Source organism: Burkholderia theae (assembly GCF_048565265.1).
Classification (GTDB): domain Bacteria; phylum Pseudomonadota; class Gammaproteobacteria; order Burkholderiales; family Burkholderiaceae; genus Burkholderia; species Burkholderia theae.
On record NZ_CP183462.1, the window covers coordinates 2666197 to 2684612 of the forward strand.

Here is an 18416-nt window from a genome sequence, read left to right on the forward strand (position 1 = left end):
GGAGGATGTGTTGAAAGCGCTCGTACTCGAACGCACGCGCGAGCTCGCGCTGCGCGACATCGACCTGCCGCAAGAGGTCGGCCCCGGCGACGTCCGGATCAAGGTCCATACGGTCGGCGTCTGCGGCAGCGACGTGCATTACTACGTGCATGGCGGAATCGGCCCGTTCCGCGTCGACGCGCCGATGGTGCTCGGCCACGAGGCGTCCGGCACCGTCGTCGAAACCGGCGCCGGCGTCACGCACCTGCGCGTCGGCGACCGCGTCTGCATGGAGCCCGGCGTGCCGCGCCTCGATTCGCCCGCGACGCTGCGCGGCCTCTACAACCTCGACCCTGACGTGCGCTTCTGGGCAACGCCGCCCGTGCACGGCTGCCTGACGCCGTTCGTCGTGCATCCGGCCGCGTTCACGTACCGGCTGCCCGACAACGTGTCGTTCGCCGAAGGCGCGATCGTCGAGCCGCTGTCGATCGGCCTGCAGGCCGCGAAGAAGGCCGCGATGAAGCCCGGCGACATCGCGGTCGTGATCGGCGCCGGCACGATCGGCGCGATGACCGCGCTCGCCGCGCTCGCGGGCGGCGCCGCGCGGGTGATCCTCGCCGACGTCGTGCCGGACAAGCTTGCGCTGTTCGCCGGCAACCCGGCGGTCACGACCGTCGACGTGCGCACGCGGCCGCTCGCCGACGCGGTGACCGACGTCACCGGCGGCTGGGGCGCGGACGTCGTGTTCGAGGCGAGCGGCAGCGCGCAAGCGTATGCGGGCCTCGTCGACCTGATGTGCCCGGGCGGCTGCGCGGTGCTGATCGGCATGCCGGTCGACCCGGTACCGCTCGACGTGGTTGCGCTGCAGGCGAAGGAAGGCCGCATCGAATCGGTGTTCCGCTACGCGAACATCTTTCCGCGCGCGCTCGCGCTGATCGCATCCGGCGCGATCGACGTGAAGCCGTTCATCTCGCGCACGTTCCCGTTTTCCGAAGGCGTGCGCGCGTTCGAGGAGGCGGCGAGCGGCCAGCCGCGCGACGTCAAGATTCAGATCGAAATGGATTAGGGCGTGTTCACGCTGATAACGGGCTTGCGAACGTGCCTTTCCGCCCACTGTGCAAGGAGTAAGGAGCGCCGTTTGGCCGTGCCAAACAAGCGACGCACGACGCCGCAATGTGGGCGGAAAGGCACGTTCCCCTGTTTGGAAAAATTCATGCGTGGGGCTGGCCCCCAGAAGGGCCGATCGCCGCGTCATGCTCCTCGCGAATACGTCGAGTATTCGCTTCGTCGCAATCCTCGCGCTCGGCCCTTCTGGGGGCCAGCGCAAGCCCGTTATTAGCGTGGACACGCCCTAAACCATGGCCCAGATCACCTGCAAGGCTTTGTCGAAACACTACGACGGCGGCCCCGCCGTGCTGCACCCGCTCGACCTCGAGATCGCCGACGGCGAATTCATCGTGCTGCTCGGCCCGTCCGGCTGCGGCAAGTCGACGATGCTGCGGATGATCGCGGGCCTGGAAGCGATCAGCGGCGGCGAGCTCGTGATCGGCGACATGGTCGTGAACGACCTGCCATCGCGCGAGCGCAATGTCGCGATGGTGTTCCAGAACTATGCGCTGTACCCGCACATGACGGTGTACGACAACATCGCGTTCGGCCTGCGGCGCCTGAAAGTGCCGGCCGACGAGATCGACCGCCGCGTGCGCGACGTCGCGCGCATCCTGAGCCTCGATGCGCTGCTCGACCGCCGGCCGCGCGCGATGTCGGGCGGCCAGCAGCAGCGCGCGGCGATCGCGCGCGCGATGATCAAGACACCCGCGGTGTTCCTGTTCGACGAGCCGCTGTCGAATCTCGACGCCAAGCTGCGCACGCAGTTGCGCGGCGACATCAAGCGGCTGCACCGGCGGCTGAAGACGACGACGCTGTACGTCACGCACGACCAGCTCGAGGCGATGACGCTCGCGGACCGCGTCGTGCTGATGCGCGGCGGCCACATCGAGCAGATCGGCACGCCGGCCGAGCTGTACGGCCAGCCGCACACCGTGTTCGCCGCCGGATTCGTCGGCACGCCCGCGATGAACTTCGCTGACGGCACCGTCGAACGCATCGGCGCGAACCTGCTGCTCGACTGCAACGGCGCACGCTGGCCACTCGCGTCGCCGCGCTTCGCACGGCTGCAGGACGGCCAGCTGGTGAAGGCCGCGATCCGCCCGAACCACCTGCGGCTCGTCGCCGAAACCGATCCGACCCCAGGTTCGCTCGCGCTGACCGGCACCGTCGAGCTCGTCGAGCTGCTCGGCGCCGAGGCGCTCGTCACGCTGGACTGGCGCGGCCAGCCGTGCGCGGCCCTCGTGCCGGCCCCGATGGCACCGGCGCCGGGCGCCGTGGTAGCGTTCCGCTTCGACGAAGAAGCCCTGCATCTGTTCGACGCCGGCACCGAGCGCAACGTCGCGCTGCCGGATGCGAACCCGATCGCGCACGCGGCGGCGCCGGCGGCCGCGACGCGCGCCACGCCGCCTGCCGCGACGGGCTGGTCGATGTCCCGTTCGTAGCACGCCGGCACGCCCCGACGGAGCACACGATGAACCCGGATCTCGAGATCGTTCCCACCCACCGCGACGAATCGTTCCGCGCGTGGATCCACGACTATCCGCATTCGGTCGCGAAGTGGCACTTCCATCCCGAGTACGAGATTCATCTGATCCAGGCGTCGCACGGCAAGGTGTTCGTCGGCGACCACATCGGCGATTTCGGCCCCGGCAACCTGATCGTCACCGGGCCGAACCTGCCGCACAACTGGGTCAGCGAACTCGCCGACGGCGAACGCGTGCCGTCGCGCGACGTCGTGCTGCAGTTCTCGCGCGACGCAATCGAGAAGATGGTCGGCGCGTTCAGCGAGCTGCAGCCGGTGATCGACCTGATCGACGACGCGGCGCGCGGCGTGCAGTTTCCCGACCGGGTCGGCACCGAAGTCGCGCCGCTGATGCTCGAACTCGCGAATGCGCACGGCTGCCGGCGCGTCGAGATCCTGATGTCGCTGTTCGACCGGCTGTCGTCGTGCCGCGAACGACGCGTGCTCGCGGGCCCCGGCTACCGCAGCGATGCGCAGCACTACATGTCGTCGACCATCAACCAGGTGCTGTCGTACCTGCAGCAGAACCTGCCCGGCATGCTGCGCGAGACCGACGTCGCCGCGTTCGCCGGCATGAGCGTCAGCACCTTCACGCGCTTTTTCCGCCGTCATACCGGCTCGTCGTTCGTGCGCTACCTGAACCGGCTGCGCATCAACGAGGCATGCGAGCTGCTGATGTTTTCCGACCTGACGGTGACCGACATCTGCTACCGGGTTGGCTTCAACAACCTGTCGAACTTCAACCGTCAGTTTCTCGCGATGAAGCAGGTGCCGCCGTCGAGGTTCCGCGCGCTGCACCGGCTCAACGAACCGCACAGCCGCGACGACGCGCCGCCCCTGCGGCGCGCGCCGCCGCGCGCTCCAGACAGGATGCTTCATACGTGACATTTCTCGGCATCGATCTCGGCACGTCCGAGGTCAAGGTTCTCCTCACCGATTCCCGTTCGGTCCCCCTTGCAACCGGCTCGGCCACGCTGTCGATCAGTCGGCCGCATCCGCACTGGTCCGAACAAAGCCCGCAGGCGTGGTGGCACGCGATGCTCGACGCGATCGCGTCGGTGCGCGCCGCGCATCCGGCCGGCTTCGCCGCGCTGCGCGGCATCGCGTTGTCCGGGCAGATGCATGGCTCGACGCTGATCGATCGTGCGGACCAGGTGCTGCGCCCCGCGATCCTGTGGAACGACACGCGCGCCGGCACCGAATGCGTCGAGCTCGAAGCGCTGGTGCCGGAATCGCGCGCGATCACCGGCAACATGGCGATGCCGGGCTTTACCGCGCCGAAGCTGCTGTGGCTCGCGAAATACGAGCCCGCCGTGTTCCGCGCGGTGCACAAGGTGCTGCTGCCGAAGGACTACCTGATCTGGCGCCTGTCCGGCGAGTTCGTGTCCGACCTGTCCGACGCGTCGGGCACGCTGTGGCTCGACTGCGCGCGCCGCGACTGGTCCGACCGGATGCTCGCCGCGACCGAGCTGTCGCGCGCGCAGATGCCGCGCCTCGTCGAAGGCAACGCGGCCGCCGCGCAGCTGCGCGACACGCTGCGGCGCGAATGGGGCATCGCGGGGCCCGTGACGATCGCCGGCGGTGCCGGCGACAACGCGGCGTCCGCGATCGGCATGGGCGTCACGGGCGCCGGCAGCGGCTTCCTGTCGCTCGGCACGTCCGGCGTGCTGTTCGCCGGCAACGACCGCTTCGCGCCGAACCCGGACGCAGCCGTACATGCGTTCTGCCACTGCGTCGAAGGGCGCTGGCACCAGATGAGCGTGATCCTGTCCGCCGCCGCGAGCCTCGACTGGCTCGCACGCGCGCACGGCACGACCGCCGGCGTGCTGGCCGCGCGCGCCGAACGCGCCGATCCGGCCCGCGCGCCGCTGTTCCTGCCGTATCTCGGCGGCGAGCGCACGCCGCACAACGACGCGCATGCGCGCGGCGTGTTCTTCGGGCTGTCCAACGAGCACGATGCGTACGACCTCGCGTACGCGGTGATGGAAGGCGTCGCGTTCGCGATGGCCGACGGCTACGACGCGCTGCGCGCGGCCGGCACGACGCTCGACGCGGTGTCGTTCATCGGCGGCGGCTCGAAAAGCGCGTTCTGGGCACGGCTGTGCGCGAATGCGACCGGGCTCGCGATGCGGCGCCATGCGGACGGCGCGGTCGGCGCGGCACTTGGCGCCGCGCGTCTCGCGCGCCTCGCCGCGACCGGCGATACGCTCGCGGAAGTCTGCGTCGCGCCGCCCGTCACCGAAACCGTCACGCCCGATTCCGCCGCGGTCGATCTGCTGGCCGGACGGCTCGTGCGGTATCGGCGGCTGTATCGCGCGTTGCGAGACGAGTTTGCGTACGGCGACTGAGCGGTAGCGCATGCGCGCGTGATCGTGCTTGACCCGGCCCTTGGGATCGCCTTTATGCTGAGCGCAACCCATCGACAGCAGAGAGAGGTGACGGATGCGCACATCCACGCCCCGTTTGAACGCATCGGCGGCCGCCGCGCGGCTCGGCGTATCGATCAAGGCACTGCGGCTGTATGAACGGCACGGCCTCGTCACGCCGGAACGAACGCCGGCCGGATACCGCGCGTATGGCCCGGACGACCTCGCACGCGCGGCCGACATCGCGGCACTGCGCGCGCTCGGCCTGAGCCTCGCGCAGGTCGCGAGCGTGCTGGATGGCGACGCGCGCAGCCTCGACGACGCGCTGGCGGCGCACGAAGCCACGCTCGACCACGGCATCCGGGATCTCGTGCGCAAGGTCGACCGGGTGCGTGCGATCCGCGCGGACCTGGCGCGCGGCCGGATGCCGGCCGACGGCGAACTGACGCGGCTGCTCGACGATACCGGCACCGGCGTCGCGTTCAGCCTGCCGTGGCCGTGGGGTGGCGAGTGGTTCGAGTGTCGCGATATCCGGCCGTTGAACTACATCATCGGCTCGCTGGGAAGCGGCAAGACGCGACTGGCGCTTCGGCTGGCCGACGCGCTGCCCGGTGCCGTGTTCGTGGGTCTCGATCGGCTGGACGACGATGGCGCTGCCGCATGCGATGCGTTGCGCGCCGATCCGGAACTGAAGTCGCGCGTCGACCGCGCATCGGCCACGCTGGTCGGCAACGGCGCGACGCCGTCGGCGGCGTTGACCGCGCTGCTCACCCGTCTTGAAGCGGAAGGCCCGCGCGCGCTGGTTGTCGACATGATCGAACAGGATCTCGACCGGCCCACGCAACAGGCACTGATCGCCCACCTGCGCGAACGCGCAGCCGGCGGCATGCGGCCGCTGTTCCTGCTGACACGCTCGTCGGCCATCCTCGATCTGTCGGCGGTCGGCCCCGACGAAACCATCATCCTGTGCCCGGCCAATCACAGCCCGCCGTCGCGCGTGGCGCCTTACCCGGGCGCTCCCGGTTACGAAGCCGTCGCCACATGCCTGGCATCGCCGGAGATCCGCGAGCGGCTCGCCCGCCGGCCGGCGGCAGCGTAATCCGGCGTCAGGATTCCGGCCGCCCCATCCTGCGCGCCATCGCCGGGCTCACCGCATGCGCCGGATCAAAGCCGAAGAATTCCAGCACGTGCCGCGCGACGTCGTCGCGATCGTTGTCCGCGCAGATCATGTGGTAGCTGTTCTCCAGCACGATCCCGCGCGCATCGGGCATCTTTTCCAGCAGAAAATCGGCCGAACGCAGGCTCGTCAGTTCGTCCTCGCGCGCATGCAGCACCAGCGTGCGGCAATGCGTGCCGGCCGCGGCGTCGAGCGCCCAGTCGCGCATCCGGTCCACCTGCCGCACGCAGGCGAGCGGCACCCACGCATAGTGGAAACGGTCCTGCCGCTCGAACTTCTTCTTCACGATCGCGCGGATCGTCGCGTTCTTGATGCCGAACGGATCGCCTTCCTCGACGCGCATCCGTTCGGCCACACCCGGTACGCGGTACAGCAGGTGCCGCAGCGACCGGTACCACGGCGTCGACCAGCCGTCGATGAACACCGGCGTGGCCAGCAACGCGAGCCGGCCGCGCGCATGCTGCACGCGGTGGCACAGCAGCAGCGCGACCAGCGCGCCCATGCACATGCCCGCCACATGCAGCGTGTCGTACTCGCGTTCCAGCGCGCGATACTGCTCGGTCACCGCGTCGAGCCACGCCTCCGCGCGCACGCCGACCAGATCCTCGGGGCGCGTGCCGTGCCCCGGCAGCGTGATCATGTGCGTCTCGCCGCCCGCGCGCCGCATCGCCTTGTGCAGCGAACCGAGATCGTATTGCGTGCCGCCGAGCCCGTGGATCAGCATGACGCCCGTGCGACCCGTCATGATGCGGACCCGCTCATTCGTCCGCCGGCCACACGCGCTCGATCTGCCAGACGCCCGCGACCACCGTCACGTCGACGTTCGAATCGAGCAGCGGCGCGCCATGATCGGTGATCGTCTGCGTGCCGCCGTCGCGCTGCACGATGCGCAGCGACAGCGACGCGCGATCCTCGCCGGCGATTTCCGCATTCCAGTAGTCGTTCAGCGCATCGCGGTCGCCCGGCTGCACGCGTTCGAGCACGAGCGGCACGCTCGCGATCTGCGCGGCATCGACGCCGACGCCGAACACGCGCTCGACGTCGCCGCTCCACTCGATCCGCCCCGACTCCGGATCGAGCACGTACGCGATCTGGCCGGCACTCGCCAGCGCGAGCTCCATGTTGTTCTGCAGCACCGCCGCATGCTCGTGCACGCGCTCGCGCGTCGTTTTCAGCGTGCTCACCGTCAGCACCAGCAGCGACGCGACCGCCAGATAAAGCTGCGCCTCGAGCAGCGCGCTGCCGTAGTGTTCGTGAAACGACGCGAACGGGCCATCACCCTGCGCGGTCTGCTCGATCACGATCAACGCGAGCACCAGCACCGACGACGAACCCGCACGGCCGCCGAGCAGCAGCGTCACCGCGACGGTCAGGAACAGCGGGATGTACGTCAGCGCGAAGCCGGCGCCCGTGCCGAATTTCTGCGACGTGTCGCCGTCGAAGATCACGAGCGCGACGATCGCGAGCAGCACGAACGCGACGACGCCGAGCATCAGGTCGAAGCGCTCGTGATCGCCCGAACGGTGCGCGCGAAAGCGCGACCACGACGCGAGCACCGGCGTGACCAGCAGCACGCCGACGAAATCGGACGCGGCCCACACGGACCACACGTCGAAGAACGGCGCGCCCTTGACCACCGTGTACCACGCCGCGCCGCCGATCGCGCCGACCACGCCCGCGATCAACCCGGCGAGAATCACCGAGCGCAGGAAATACAGCCCTTCGAGCGAGAAGCGCACGCGCTGCACGAGCCATACCGCGAGCGCGGCCGCGCCGACCTCGTCGACCGTGAACAGCACCGCGTTGACCAGGCTGCCGTGTTCGATGCCGGTCAGCGCGAGCTGCGCGACGAGAAATGCACCGGCCAGCGTCAGCCATTCGCGCGGCGGCCGCAGCATGAACGCGCCGACCGTCACGCCGGCCGGCAGCCAGATATAACCCGTCAGCCGGACGGGGCCGTTGAATTGGTGCGAGATGTAGCCGGTTGCCAGATACAGCGCGGCCCAGAGCAGCGCGGCGACGAGTGCCGGGCGGGAACGTTTGGTGTCCATCGAGAATTCCTGTGTGCCGCGCCTGCGGCCTGCGGGTGCGCGATGTCGAATGATATGCGGACGCGGCGGGCGGGGGAATACCGACGGGAGCGGTGCCGGCCGCGCTCGCGGCCGTTTGCGACGGGCTTCGGGTCTCCGCCCGTCTCAGTCGACGCGCCGCCACACCGAAATCGGTATGTCGCCGTTGGGCCGCGGCGGAACGCGATAGCTCAGTTCGCCGTCTTTCAATTGATAGCTGCGCGTTTGCGTCTGCCCGACCCAGTTCGGATAGGACGCGTTGATGATGTGAAACGCCAGCGTGTGCTCCGCGGGATCGATGGTCAGCGTGCCGTAATGCGTGCTGGATCCGAGCACGGCTGCACGGAATTCATCCGGCGTGCCGGTCGTCTTGTCGTTCGACGCGAACTTCAGGCGTTCGGACTTGAAGATCTGCAGCGAGTAGTTCCCGTGCATGTCGATCAGCAGAAGGCCTTTCGGATCGGCACCGTAGTCGCGGCCGATCGTGCCGTCGGGGTGCTGTACGTCCGCCGCGACCAGGGTCCATGTCCCCGCGAGCGACGGTGCGGCCGATGCGCCGCCGGGAACCATCGATGCGGCCAGCAGCATGCCGGGGAAGCCTTGACGGAATATCGAGCCGATTTTCATTCGTAGTCCTTTTCAGATAGAAGGGAAGAACCGTCACGGGAATCCGCAGTCGCATACGCGGGCATCCCCGTGAACCGCAATGAACGGTTCGCTTGATGGTAGCGGGGAGAATGTGCAATAAATACGATAATTTGAAACCGACTTATAAGAAAAACCGAATCATGACGCTCCCGAATCTCGACATGGATGCGCTGCGCACGCTGATCGCCGCGGATCGGCTCGGCAGCCTCAACCGCGCCGCCGACAGGATCGGCCGCTCGCAGTCGGCGGTCAGCCAGCAGATGCGCAAGCTCGAAACACAGATCGGCCAGCCGCTGTTTCGCCGGCAGGGGCGCGGTCTCGTGCCGACCGACGCCGGCGAACTGATGCTGTCCTATGCGCGCCGTATCCTCGAACTGAACGACGAGGCGGTGAGTGCCATCCGTGGCTCGGCAATCGAGGGCACCGTGCGATTCGGCTTGCCGGGCGACTTCGCCGAATCATGGCTGCCGGTCGCGCTCGGCCAGTTCAAGCGCTCGCATCCGGGCGTGCGCGTCGACATCGTCGTCGACGGCAACGGCGCGCTGCTGGAGCAACTCGACGGCGGCGAGCTCGACCTCGTTCTCGCGATCGGTCGGGGACATCGCGCCGACGCCGAACGCCTCGTCACGCTGCCGATGGCGTGGATCGCGCCGTCCGGTTTCGACGTGCGTCAGCGCGCCGGCGTCTCGCTCGATCTCGCGTTGTACAAGGCACCCTGCCTGTTCCGCAAGGCCGGGACCGATGCGCTCGACAAGGCCGGCATCCCGTGGCGGGTCGCTTACACGACCGGCAGCCTGCAAAGCCTGTGGGCCGGCGTCGCGGGCGGGCTGGGGATTACGCCGAGAATGATGGTCGGCGTGCCGCCGACGCTGCGACGGCTTGGCGAGCGTGATGGTCTCCCGCCGTTACCGTCCGTCGAGGTATGCCTTCATGGGGCCGGCGGCAATGCGCCCTCCGCACTCGCCAGCCTGAAACGTGTCGTGATCGACAACCTGACTGCCAATCTTGACGACGCGTAATCGACATCCGGCCCGCACATCGGGCAGGACGATCAGGCATGCGCCGCGGATTCAGTGGGCCGGCCTTTGACCGCTTTCCCGCAATCGGGAATCATGCGCGGCGGGGTACGCCCTTCCCGCCCCCCGTCCCGAATGAACGAGTCCGCACCATGACACACGCGATCAGCCTGCGTACCGCATCTGCCACCGACCTGCCGTTCCTGCTGACGCTCCGTCAACTGACGATGACCGAGCACCTGCAGCGGGCCGGCGCGCCGACCGACGATGAAGCGCACGACCGGCGCATCCGCGCGAATTTCGACGACGCGATGATCGTCTGCGAAGGTGCCGATGCAATCGGATTGCTGAAGGCGACGCGCGCCGCCGGCGAATGGCACGTCCATCAGATCCAGATCCTCCCCGCGCGCCAGGGCCGGGGCATCGGCGAGGCCGTGCTGCGCGCATTGCTGAGCGACGCGGCTCGCGAGAACGCGTGCGTGTCGCTCAGCGTGCTGCACGGCAACCCGGCGCGGCGGCTCTATGAACGGCTCGGCTTCCGGGTCGCGTCGGAAACGGAAACGAGCGCGAGCATGATCTGGCGCGCGTGACGCGCGCCGTTGCGACGCCGTCGCATGACGATTACTGCGTGATCTTCGCGTCCTTCAGCAAATTGCCGATCATCTGCGCACTCGCCTTTTCGACCGCGATCGCCTGCAACTGCTGCTGAAGCCCCGGCTTGGCGGTCTCGAAGCCCGGCACCTGCGTCGGCCGCTTCGCATCCAGCTTCACGATGGCCCGCACGCCGTCGACCGGAATCGAATCCTTCGTCGCCGCGCCGACCGTCAGTTTCTCGAGCGCCTGCGCGATCGACAGCGGCAGTCCGGCCGTCTTGCCTTCCGCCGCCGGCGTGTTGAAACTCACCCACGGCAGCTCGCCGCCGGTATCGCGGCTCGGCGCCATGCTGTACTGACGAGCCAGCCCGTCGAACGACTTGCCCGATTTCAGTTCGCTCAGCACGGTCGCGGCCGTCGCCGGATCCTTGACGACGATCAGGCGTGGCTTGTACTCGTTCTTGCCGAGCGCCGCGACGAGTTCGTCGTAACGCGCCTTGACCTGCGCGTCGGTCACCGGCTCGGGTTTCAGGTTGTCGCGCACGTACAGTTGCACCTCGGCACTCGCCTTCGCCTGCTGCATCGCCGCCTTGACCTCGGGTTTGTCTGCGTAATTCGCCTTCTCGGCGGCCTGCTGAATCAGCACACGCGTGATCAGTTGCTGCTTGATCGCGTCGCGGATCTGCGGCGAGTCGGGCTGCCCGGACGCGCGCAGCATCGCATCGACGTCGGCCTGCGTGATCGGCGCGCCGTTGACCGTCGCGACGGTTGCCGCCGTCTGTGCATGAGCAGCACCGCTCAGCGCGCCGGCCAGTGCGGCAATCAGCAACAGGCGGCTCGGTGTCGTTTTCGTCTTCATCGTAGTGTCGCCTCGGGCTCAAAAAACGCGGCATGAACTGCCACGCAGGTTCGCCGGCGCTGCAACGCGCCGGCGCAACCGTTCAATCATTCCGGTTCCTCATCACGGGCAGGGACAGCGTCTGCCGGTGCCGCTGTCATTGTGCACGGAACCGCGTTTGCGCGTCGGGAGGTTGGGGAAGGCCGCCCAAGGCGGCGAGGCGCGCACCGTTCGTCACGCGCTGGGGCACGCTTGCGGCGCGCGGACATCCCGCGACGTGCTTCGAATATCGCGATGGCTACGCGGGCGCGGCCGCCGGTCGAAGCGGCCGTGGCGTCATCAGGGCGTCCAGCGATACACGGTGATGCTGTTGCCCTTCACGTTGTTCTTCATCACCACATACTCGCCGGTCGACCGGCGGTACGCGCGGATGCTGTACATCGCGTCGATCGCGCTGCTGGTATCCACGGTCGCGGGGCTCGCGTTGACCAGCGTCGTGTCGAGATTGCCGGTGGCGAGGTTGAACGCGTCGACGTTCGGCCACAGCGGCCCGTTGCTGCTGAACCAGTAACCGACGAACAGATGGTTGCCGACCGCGTCGATCGATTTCGCGCCGCTGTGCGGCAGCGTGATCACCGGGTCCGGCTTCGTCGTGTTGCCCGCGCTCCAGCCGTGATACACCTCGATGCGCGTGCCGATCGACGTCCAGTCGTTGCTCCCGAGCGCGCCCTGCGCGAGCACCATCGTGTCGCTGTCCGCGAGGTAGACGATGCGCGTCAGCGGCTGGATGCTGGCGGGCACGCGGGTCGCGACGCCCGGCCCCCACGACGGTTTGCCGCTCGCGTCGAAGCCGGTCAGCGGGTAGTGGGTAATCGCGCCGGTCTTGTCGAGGCCGGCCCACACGCCGCCCTTGCTGTCGATGCTGAAGCCGCTCGTCACGCGCTGCGTCGTGTTGAACGCGGGGCCCGGGATCGATCCGTCCGGAATCGCGATGTAGCCGTTCGCCGCGTTGAAATGGAAGAAGTAGAAGACCGGCGGGTTCTGGCCGGCCGCGACGAGGATCCGGTTCGCGCCGACGGACGTGAGCAGCCCGAAGTGCTCGTCGCGCTGCGGGTCGCTCATGTTGATGCGCGGATCCGACGGGTACGTGAACGGGTCGACGGTGTTCGCGACGAAGGTGCCGCCCGCGCTGCCGCCGTACACGTGCGTGCCGCCATAAAACAGCGCGCCGTCCGTGACCGGGTCCGGCGCGGCGATGCCTTCGAAGTTCAGCGACTGCAGCGTCCAGCGCAGGCTCCCGGTGCTGCTGTACGCATGAATGTCGGTGGCGCCGTTGCGGCCGAGATCCCAGCTGCCGCCCCACGGGTTGTTGAGCACATAGAGGGTGCCGCCGCTGTCCTTGCCGATGCCGGCGATGCGCGTGAAGCGCTGCGCGCCGACCTGCCCCTTGATGCCCGTCGTCGTGTCGAGATAACCGCCGCGCACGCCGAACGTGCCGGCCAGCGCCGGCCGGCCCGACACCGTATAGCGCTTGATGTTCTGGTCGGGGCCTTCGTCGCCCGCCAGGAGCTGTCCGGCCGCCGCATCGAAATAGAGCGCCGACGGCTGCGACCCGGCCGGCATCCGGATCGTGTTCAGCAGCGCGCCGGCCGGGCTGAAGCCGACGATCGAGCCCGCGCGCTTCTGCGCGACCCACACGTTGCCCGCGCCATCCACCGCGAGCGCGCCCGGGCCCGACACGCTGATGTCCCGCTGCCACACGCCGTCGGTGGTGAACACGCGCACGCGATTGCCGTAGAAGTCGCTCGCATAGAGCAGCGAGCCGGCCGTGGCGAGCCCGGTGACGACGTCGATGCGCGGCTGGTTGGTCGCCGCGCTGACCTGGATGAGCCGGTCGCGATACCGGGTGGCACGGTTGTACCGCCCGACCGCGCCGCTGCCGTAGGTCTTGCCGGGTTGCAGCGCGACGAACAGCGACGTCGCGTTGCCCGTGATCGCGCTACCCTGGAATTCGGAATGCGTGCCGATCGAGCCGACGCTCTTGCCGTTCTGGTAGATCGCGACACCGCCTTCATCTTCGTCCCACATCGACGCCGTGTAGATCACGCCTTCGGGCGCGACCCACATCGAACGCGCGACGTTGCCGACGTGGGCCGCGAGCGTGCCGTGCGTGTTCGCGAGCCAGTCGGTGGTGTTGCCGGCTTGAGCGGCCGGTGCCATCGCGGCAATCGCCGCGGCGAGCAGCACAGCGTGTAGACGTTTTCCAGCGACCATGACGGATGCGCTCCTGAACGGTGCGAACATTCACATGAGGGGGCAGCCGGCCGGATGGTTTGAAATTCGCGATGCGTAAATTCTTCCGCTGAATCATCCGGCGCAATCGGTATTACGTGCGGCCTGCCTTCGATAATGAGCAGCGCGAGAATAGCGTTATATAAATCGAAAAAAATTGCGGACCGCTCGCGATAACCACACACCCCGACGGCAAGCGCGACCGCGCGACAGTGAATGTTCACTCACGCGCCGGATCGGGAATGGGGAGAATCAGGCTTTCGCCTGCGGGAATATCGCCGCTTTTTCAACGACGACATATTGAAACCGCGAACGCCTGTTCCGGAGAATCGGAAAAGGCCGCCGCATGCCATGCGGCGTCACTGCATCAAACAAATCGCCGGCCTGAATCCGTTGCGAATCCAGGCCGGCGAGGGTCATTTACCGCGGCGCATCAAACGCGCCGCCGCGTTGCCACGTGTCATGCCGATGCCGAGGTCTCCGGCACCTTCACCTGCGTGACGCGCCCTGCATCCGAATCGTCGTCGCGCGGCTCGTCGAGCTGCCCTTCCCACTTCGCGACCACGGCGGCCGCGATCGAGTTGCCGACCGCGTTGGTGGCCGAGCGCCCCATGTCGAGGAACATGTCGACACCCATGATCAGCAGCAACCCCGCCTCGGGCATGTTGAACTGGTTGAGCGTCGCCGCGATCACGACCAGCGACGCGCGCGGCACACCCGCCATCCCCTTCGACGTCACCATCAGCAGCAGCAGCATCGTGATCTGCGTGCCCAGCGGCAGATGGATGCCGTACACCTGCGCGATGAACAGCACCGCGAACGTGCAGTACATCATCGAGCCGTCGAGGTTGAACGAATACCCGATGGGCAGCACGAAGCTCGAAATCTTGCGGTTCACGCCGAAACGGTCGAGCGCATCCAGCAGCTTCGGGTACGCGGCCTCGGAACTCGCCGTCGCGAACGACAGCAGGAACGGCTCGCGGATCAGCCGGAGCAGCGTGAACGCGCGCTTGCCGAGGAACGTCACGCCGGCGAGCGTCAACACGCCCCACAGCAGCGCCAGCGCCAGATAGAAGCTCGCCATGAACTTCGCGAACGTGAGCAGGATGCCGAGCCCTTCGGTCGTGATCGTCGACGCCAGCGCCGCGAACACCGCGACCGGCGCGAACCACATCACCGCGCCCGTCACCTTCAGCATCACCTGCGCGAGATCCTCGATCACGCCGGTCAGGCGCTTGCCCGATTCGCCGAGCGCGGACAGCGCGGTGCCGAAGAAGATCGAGAACACGACGATCTGCAGGATTTCGTTGTTCGCCATCGCCTCGGCGATCGACTTCGGTACCAGGTGGACCACGAAATCCTTCAGCGTGAATGCGCCCGTCTTCAGGTTGAGCGCCGCATCGGCAGGCGGCAGCGGCAGGCTCAGGTGGCTGCCCGGCTGCAGGATCGTCGCGGTCAGCAGGCCGAGCAGCAACGACGTGAACGACGCGATGAAGAACCAGCCGAACGCCTTGACGCCCACGCGGCCCACCGCGCTGCCGTCGCCCATCTGCGCGATGCCGACGGTCAGCGTCGCGAATACCAGCGGCGCGATGATCATCTTGATCAGGCGCAGGAACACGTCGGACAGCAACGACACGTAGCCGGCGACTTCCTTGGCCATCTTCGGGTCGGGAAACGCGCTGTGGCACGCGTAACCCACGGCGATACCAAGAATCATCGCGATGACGATGTACTTCGTGATGTTGTGTCTCTTCTTCATTAGTAATCCAAATTACAAAGCGTGTGCTTCTAACGGCGGGAACATCATTCGCGTCCGGCTGCGAATCGGAACTCACGTCGCAACGCATGCGACAGGCCCGCTTCCGGCGGTCGCCAGGGCGGACAGGGGGGGCATTCTAACGCAAATGGCGCGCGGGCTTTCAAATCTGAAAGCCGCGCCGGTTGATCCGCGTCCATTCGGCGCCGGAAAGGCGGGTTTTGTCGCGATCCGGCCGAGCGGCGCGAGCGGCCATCCGGCGCCGCGATCTCGACCGACGGGCCGCCCGTGCCGGCCGACGGCGACCGGCGACCGGCGACGACATAGAAAGACGATCGCGACACAACCTCACAAAGATGCTCACACCTCGACACACCCGCGCGTAACCGGTATGTAATATTTCGAAATATTTCGATTGCCGCAATGCCCAACGTCATTGCGCAATCGCGCGTCGGAAACGCGGAACCGCGGTCGAGTCATTGCTCCGGACAACGCGAGTCGTTCGCTTCATCGGCAGTCCTCGCAATGAATGAACGGGAAGGATCGGCATCGTGATGAACATTCTGTACACCAACTTCCATGGCGACTACGGCGGCGGTCAGGATACTTACGTCCGCGATCTCGCCGCCGCGATGAGCCGGCATCACCGCGTGACCGTCGCGTCGCCGCAGGGAAGCCGCCTGTCGCGGCTGTTGAAGGACAGCCCCGACGTGACCATCTTCGACATGGAATTCAAGCCGCGCTGGAACCGGCTGTGCCAGGAGCTTGTCCGGCTGCGCCAGCTGATCGTCTCCGAGCGCTTCGACATCATTCACGTCAACGGGTCCGCCGATCACCGCCAGGTGATGCTGGCCCTGCTCGGGTGCCGGTACCGGCCCGCGGTCGTGCTGACCAAGCACAACACGTATCGCGCCGACAGCTTCGGCAACCTGCTGCGCGCACGGCTTGCCACCGACCACACCATCGCGGTCAGCGACTATGTGGCGAGCATGCTCGCCCTCCGGTCGCCGTACGGCGAAGTCACGGTCGTCAAGCACGGCGTGCGCCGAACGGCCGCGGAGCGACTGGCGGGCGACGAGATCCGCCGCCGCAAGATCGCGCTGTTCGGGCCGTCCGGCGCGGACGCGATCGTGCTGGGCAGCAGCGCCGGCACCGCGCCGGAAAAAGGCTGGATGGACCTGATCGCGGCGCTGGGCCGCCTGCCCGAACGCGACCGCGAGCGGTTTCGCGTGCTGCTGGTCGGCGCGGAGCCGTCCGGCGAGCAGCGCGAGCAGATCGCGCGGCACGGCATGGCGTCGCGCACCGCGTTCACCGGACGGCTCGACGATGTCAGGGCGCCGTTCTCGATCATCGACGTGTCGTTCGTCCTGTCATACCACGAGAGCCTGTCGTACGCGTGCCGCGAAGCGATGTCGCTGGGCTGCCCCGCGATCGTGACGCGCGTGGGCGGGCTGCCGGAGAACGTCGAACCGGGCGTGGACGGATGGGTCGTCCCGCCGCGCGAGCCCAGAGCGATCGAAGAGATCCTGCGCGCGATCGTGCGCGAGCCCGGCTGCGTCCGCGCGATGGGGCGCAGCGCGCAACTGAAAGGCAAGCGCGAGTTCTCGTTCGACAAATTCGTCGATGCGACCTTGTCCGTCTATCAGAAATCGATTCGACACAACCCCTATCGTTGGGGGACACCCTTGAGATCCCTGTAATGCCGATGAATATCTGGAAGAAGTATTGGGACTTGCGGACACAGGAGTGTCCGTGCGACGTGCATTTCATCGAATGGCTGGAATCCGTTCGCCTCAAGGGCATCCGTATCTATCACTTCGGCACCGGCGGCCATCACCATGTCGGCGTCGAATGCGCGCGCCCGCACCTGAACAACACCGTCTTCGGCGTGACGGCCTCGCCGAAGGAATACAAGTCGTATGTCGAGCTCGTCACGCGGCAACCGGAGATCAGCAAGACCTATCTCGCGTATTTCGGCGACATCTATACGAGCAACTCGTACCTGCTGCCGTCGTTCGACGTCGTCACGCTGTTCCATCTGTGCGAGTTCCGCGACGAGGCGAACAGCCGTTACGGCGCGATGACCGACGAAGAGGTGCTCGACCTGTTCGCGGCCCATACCGCTCGCGACGGGCACCTGCTGTTCTACAAGGGCTCGTCCGCCTACCGGAAGGCCGAGCCGATCATCGCGCGATGGGCCGCACATGCCGATTTCGTCGAGGTCGGCGACTTCAAGACCCTGCGGATTTTCCGCAAGGACGCGTAATCCTCCGCTCCCGCGATCCGCCGATGCTGCTGTCCGCCACCCGCTATCCGATCCTGATGTATCACCAGATACGCCCGCTTCCGCCGGTGTCCGATCGGCTGCGCGGCCTGAGCGTCGCGCCCGATGCGTTCCGCCGCCAGATGACGCTGTTCCGGCGGCTCGGCTACCGCGGCCTGAGCGTGCGCGAACTGCAGCCGTATCTTCGCGGCGAGCGCAGCGGGAAAGTGTTCGGCATTTCGTTCGACGACGGTTTCGTCAACGTGCTCACGCATGCGATGCCCGTGTTGGACGAGCTCGGGTTCACCGCGACCTGCTACTTCGTCGCCGGCCGGTTCGGCGGCGAGAACGACTGGGACGCGGGCGCCGATACCGCGCGCTCGCCGCTCATGACGTGCGACGACATGCTCGCGTGGCGCGATCACGGTCACGAAATCGGCTCGCATACGCTCGATCACATCGCGCTGCCGCACGTGCCGACCTACGTGTCGGACTTTCAACTGACCGAATCGAAGCGGCAGCTCGAAGTGCTGAGCGGCCAGCGCGTCGAATCGTTCTGCTATCCGTACGGCAATCAGGACGCGCGCGTCCGCGACCAGGTCGCCGCCGCCGGCTACGGCAATGCGACGACGACCCGGCGCGGTTGCGCCGATGCGTCCAACGATCCGTTTCTGCTGCCACGGATTCCGGTGGCGGGCGGTGTCGGTGCGCTGCGGTTGTTGTTCAAATGTGCGCGGTGGCAGGTTCGGGGGCGCGGGTAGGGTCGGGAATGGCGCGGCCGGAA

Annotated in this window: 17 protein-coding genes; 10 read left to right on the top strand and 7 right to left on the bottom strand. The window is 67.4% G+C overall.

Features of this window, described 5'->3' with window-relative positions:
* Positions 1-10 precede the first annotated feature (10 nt).
* From ACN22W_RS29525 to ACN22W_RS29545, 5 genes are all read left to right on the top strand, one after another.
* Complete coding sequence (locus ACN22W_RS29525; RefSeq protein ID WP_419688174.1) at positions 11-1045, top strand: NAD(P)-dependent alcohol dehydrogenase; 1035 nt, start codon at positions 11-13, stop codon at positions 1043-1045.
* 292 nt (positions 1046-1337) lie between these two features.
* Positions 1338-2531, top strand: coding sequence for an ABC transporter ATP-binding protein (locus ACN22W_RS29530; protein WP_419688175.1), 1194 nt, complete (start codon positions 1338-1340; stop codon positions 2529-2531).
* A gap of 29 nt (positions 2532-2560) precedes the next feature.
* Positions 2561-3496, top strand: coding sequence for an AraC family transcriptional regulator (locus ACN22W_RS29535; RefSeq protein WP_419688176.1), 936 nt, complete (start codon positions 2561-2563; stop codon positions 3494-3496).
* A complete protein-coding gene (xylB, locus tag ACN22W_RS29540) occupies positions 3493-4959 on the top strand; it encodes a xylulokinase (RefSeq protein ID WP_419688177.1) in 1467 nt (488 codons plus the stop codon). Before ACN22W_RS29535 ends, xylB begins: the two co-directional genes overlap by 4 nt.
* Before the next feature lie 94 nt (positions 4960-5053).
* Positions 5054-6076, top strand: coding sequence for a MerR family transcriptional regulator (locus ACN22W_RS29545; protein WP_419688178.1), 1023 nt, complete (start codon positions 5054-5056; stop codon positions 6074-6076).
* A gap of 7 nt (positions 6077-6083) precedes the next feature.
* On the opposite strand, the gene ACN22W_RS29550 is transcribed toward ACN22W_RS29545, so the two are convergent.
* The 3 genes from ACN22W_RS29550 to ACN22W_RS29560 form a co-directional block, all read right to left on the bottom strand.
* A complete protein-coding gene (locus ACN22W_RS29550; RefSeq protein WP_419688179.1) occupies positions 6084-6899 on the bottom strand; it encodes an alpha/beta hydrolase in 816 nt (271 codons plus the stop codon).
* Between the two features lie 13 nt (positions 6900-6912).
* Positions 6913-8205 carry an MASE1 domain-containing protein gene (locus tag ACN22W_RS29555; protein ID WP_419688180.1) on the bottom strand — a complete coding sequence of 431 codons (1293 nt, stop codon included), beginning with the start codon at positions 8203-8205 and terminating at the stop codon, positions 6913-6915.
* A 144-nt stretch (positions 8206-8349) separates the two neighbouring features.
* Complete coding sequence (locus tag ACN22W_RS29560) at positions 8350-8850, bottom strand: lipocalin-like domain-containing protein (RefSeq protein WP_129516201.1); 501 nt, start codon at positions 8848-8850, stop codon at positions 8350-8352.
* Between the two features lie 161 nt (positions 8851-9011).
* On the opposite strand from ACN22W_RS29560, the gene ACN22W_RS29565 reads away from it, so the two are divergent.
* On the top strand, positions 9012-9890 hold the full coding sequence (locus ACN22W_RS29565; RefSeq protein ID WP_419688181.1) for a LysR substrate-binding domain-containing protein: 879 nt from the start codon (positions 9012-9014) through the stop codon (positions 9888-9890).
* A 149-nt stretch (positions 9891-10039) separates the two neighbouring features.
* Positions 10040-10477: a GNAT family N-acetyltransferase gene (locus tag ACN22W_RS29570; protein ID WP_419688182.1), complete on the top strand. Its 438-nt coding sequence runs from the start codon at positions 10040-10042 to the stop codon at positions 10475-10477.
* Positions 10478-10508: 31 nt separating this feature from the next.
* On the opposite strand, the gene ACN22W_RS29575 is transcribed toward ACN22W_RS29570, so the two are convergent.
* From ACN22W_RS29575 to ACN22W_RS29590, 4 genes are all read right to left on the bottom strand, one after another.
* Complete coding sequence (locus ACN22W_RS29575) at positions 10509-11339, bottom strand: peptidyl-prolyl cis-trans isomerase (RefSeq protein WP_419688183.1); 831 nt, start codon at positions 11337-11339, stop codon at positions 10509-10511.
* Between the two features lie 318 nt (positions 11340-11657).
* Positions 11658-13592, bottom strand: a complete 1935-nt coding sequence (locus ACN22W_RS29580; protein WP_419688184.1) for an SMP-30/gluconolactonase/LRE family protein — start codon at positions 13590-13592, stop codon at positions 11658-11660.
* Positions 13593-13862: 270 nt separating this feature from the next.
* On the bottom strand, positions 13863-14030 hold the full coding sequence (locus ACN22W_RS29585) for a hypothetical protein (RefSeq protein ID WP_419688185.1): 168 nt from the start codon (positions 14028-14030) through the stop codon (positions 13863-13865).
* Between the two features lie 40 nt (positions 14031-14070).
* On the bottom strand, positions 14071-15372 hold the full coding sequence (locus ACN22W_RS29590; protein ID WP_193101901.1) for a dicarboxylate/amino acid:cation symporter: 1302 nt from the start codon (positions 15370-15372) through the stop codon (positions 14071-14073).
* Positions 15373-15923: 551 nt separating this feature from the next.
* Here ACN22W_RS29590 and ACN22W_RS29595 point away from each other — a divergent pair.
* The 3 genes from ACN22W_RS29595 to ACN22W_RS29605 are packed head-to-tail and all read left to right on the top strand — an operon-like array spanning position 15924 to position 18393.
* Positions 15924-17069: a glycosyltransferase gene (locus tag ACN22W_RS29595; protein WP_419688186.1), complete on the top strand. Its 1146-nt coding sequence runs from the start codon at positions 15924-15926 to the stop codon at positions 17067-17069.
* Positions 17070-17128: 59 nt separating this feature from the next.
* Positions 17129-17635: a hypothetical protein gene (locus ACN22W_RS29600; RefSeq protein WP_343491090.1), complete on the top strand. Its 507-nt coding sequence runs from the start codon at positions 17129-17131 to the stop codon at positions 17633-17635.
* 23 nt (positions 17636-17658) lie between these two features.
* Positions 17659-18393: a polysaccharide deacetylase family protein gene (locus ACN22W_RS29605; protein ID WP_419688187.1), complete on the top strand. Its 735-nt coding sequence runs from the start codon at positions 17659-17661 to the stop codon at positions 18391-18393.
* Positions 18394-18416: the final 23 nt, after the last annotated feature.

Bases quoted from the DNA above. Each gene is read 5' to 3' on its own strand.
- ACN22W_RS29535 (WP_419688176.1), top strand. From the start codon at position 2,561: ATGAACCCGGATCTCGAGATCGTTCCCACCCACCGCGACGAATCGTTC.
- ACN22W_RS29560 (WP_129516201.1), bottom strand. From the start codon at position 8,850: ATGAAAATCGGCTCGATATTCCGTCAAGGCTTCCCCGGCATGCTGCTG.
- ACN22W_RS29545 (WP_419688178.1), top strand. From the start codon at position 5,054: ATGCGCACATCCACGCCCCGTTTGAACGCATCGGCGGCCGCCGCGCGG.
- ACN22W_RS29580 (WP_419688184.1), bottom strand. From the start codon at position 13,592: ATGGTCGCTGGAAAACGTCTACACGCTGTGCTGCTCGCCGCGGCGATT.
- ACN22W_RS29605 (WP_419688187.1), top strand. From the start codon at position 17,659: ATGCTGCTGTCCGCCACCCGCTATCCGATCCTGATGTATCACCAGATA.
- ACN22W_RS29595 (WP_419688186.1), top strand. From the start codon at position 15,924: ATGAACATTCTGTACACCAACTTCCATGGCGACTACGGCGGCGGTCAG.
- ACN22W_RS29585 (WP_419688185.1), bottom strand. From the start codon at position 14,030: ATGACCCTCGCCGGCCTGGATTCGCAACGGATTCAGGCCGGCGATTTG.
- ACN22W_RS29590 (WP_193101901.1), bottom strand. From the start codon at position 15,372: ATGAAGAAGAGACACAACATCACGAAGTACATCGTCATCGCGATGATT.
- ACN22W_RS29565 (WP_419688181.1), top strand. From the start codon at position 9,012: ATGACGCTCCCGAATCTCGACATGGATGCGCTGCGCACGCTGATCGCC.
- ACN22W_RS29555 (WP_419688180.1), bottom strand. From the start codon at position 8,205: ATGGACACCAAACGTTCCCGCCCGGCACTCGTCGCCGCGCTGCTCTGG.
- ACN22W_RS29530 (WP_419688175.1), top strand. From the start codon at position 1,338: ATGGCCCAGATCACCTGCAAGGCTTTGTCGAAACACTACGACGGCGGC.
- ACN22W_RS29575 (WP_419688183.1), bottom strand. From the start codon at position 11,339: ATGAAGACGAAAACGACACCGAGCCGCCTGTTGCTGATTGCCGCACTG.
- ACN22W_RS29550 (WP_419688179.1), bottom strand. From the start codon at position 6,899: ATGACGGGTCGCACGGGCGTCATGCTGATCCACGGGCTCGGCGGCACG.
- ACN22W_RS29570 (WP_419688182.1), top strand. From the start codon at position 10,040: ATGACACACGCGATCAGCCTGCGTACCGCATCTGCCACCGACCTGCCG.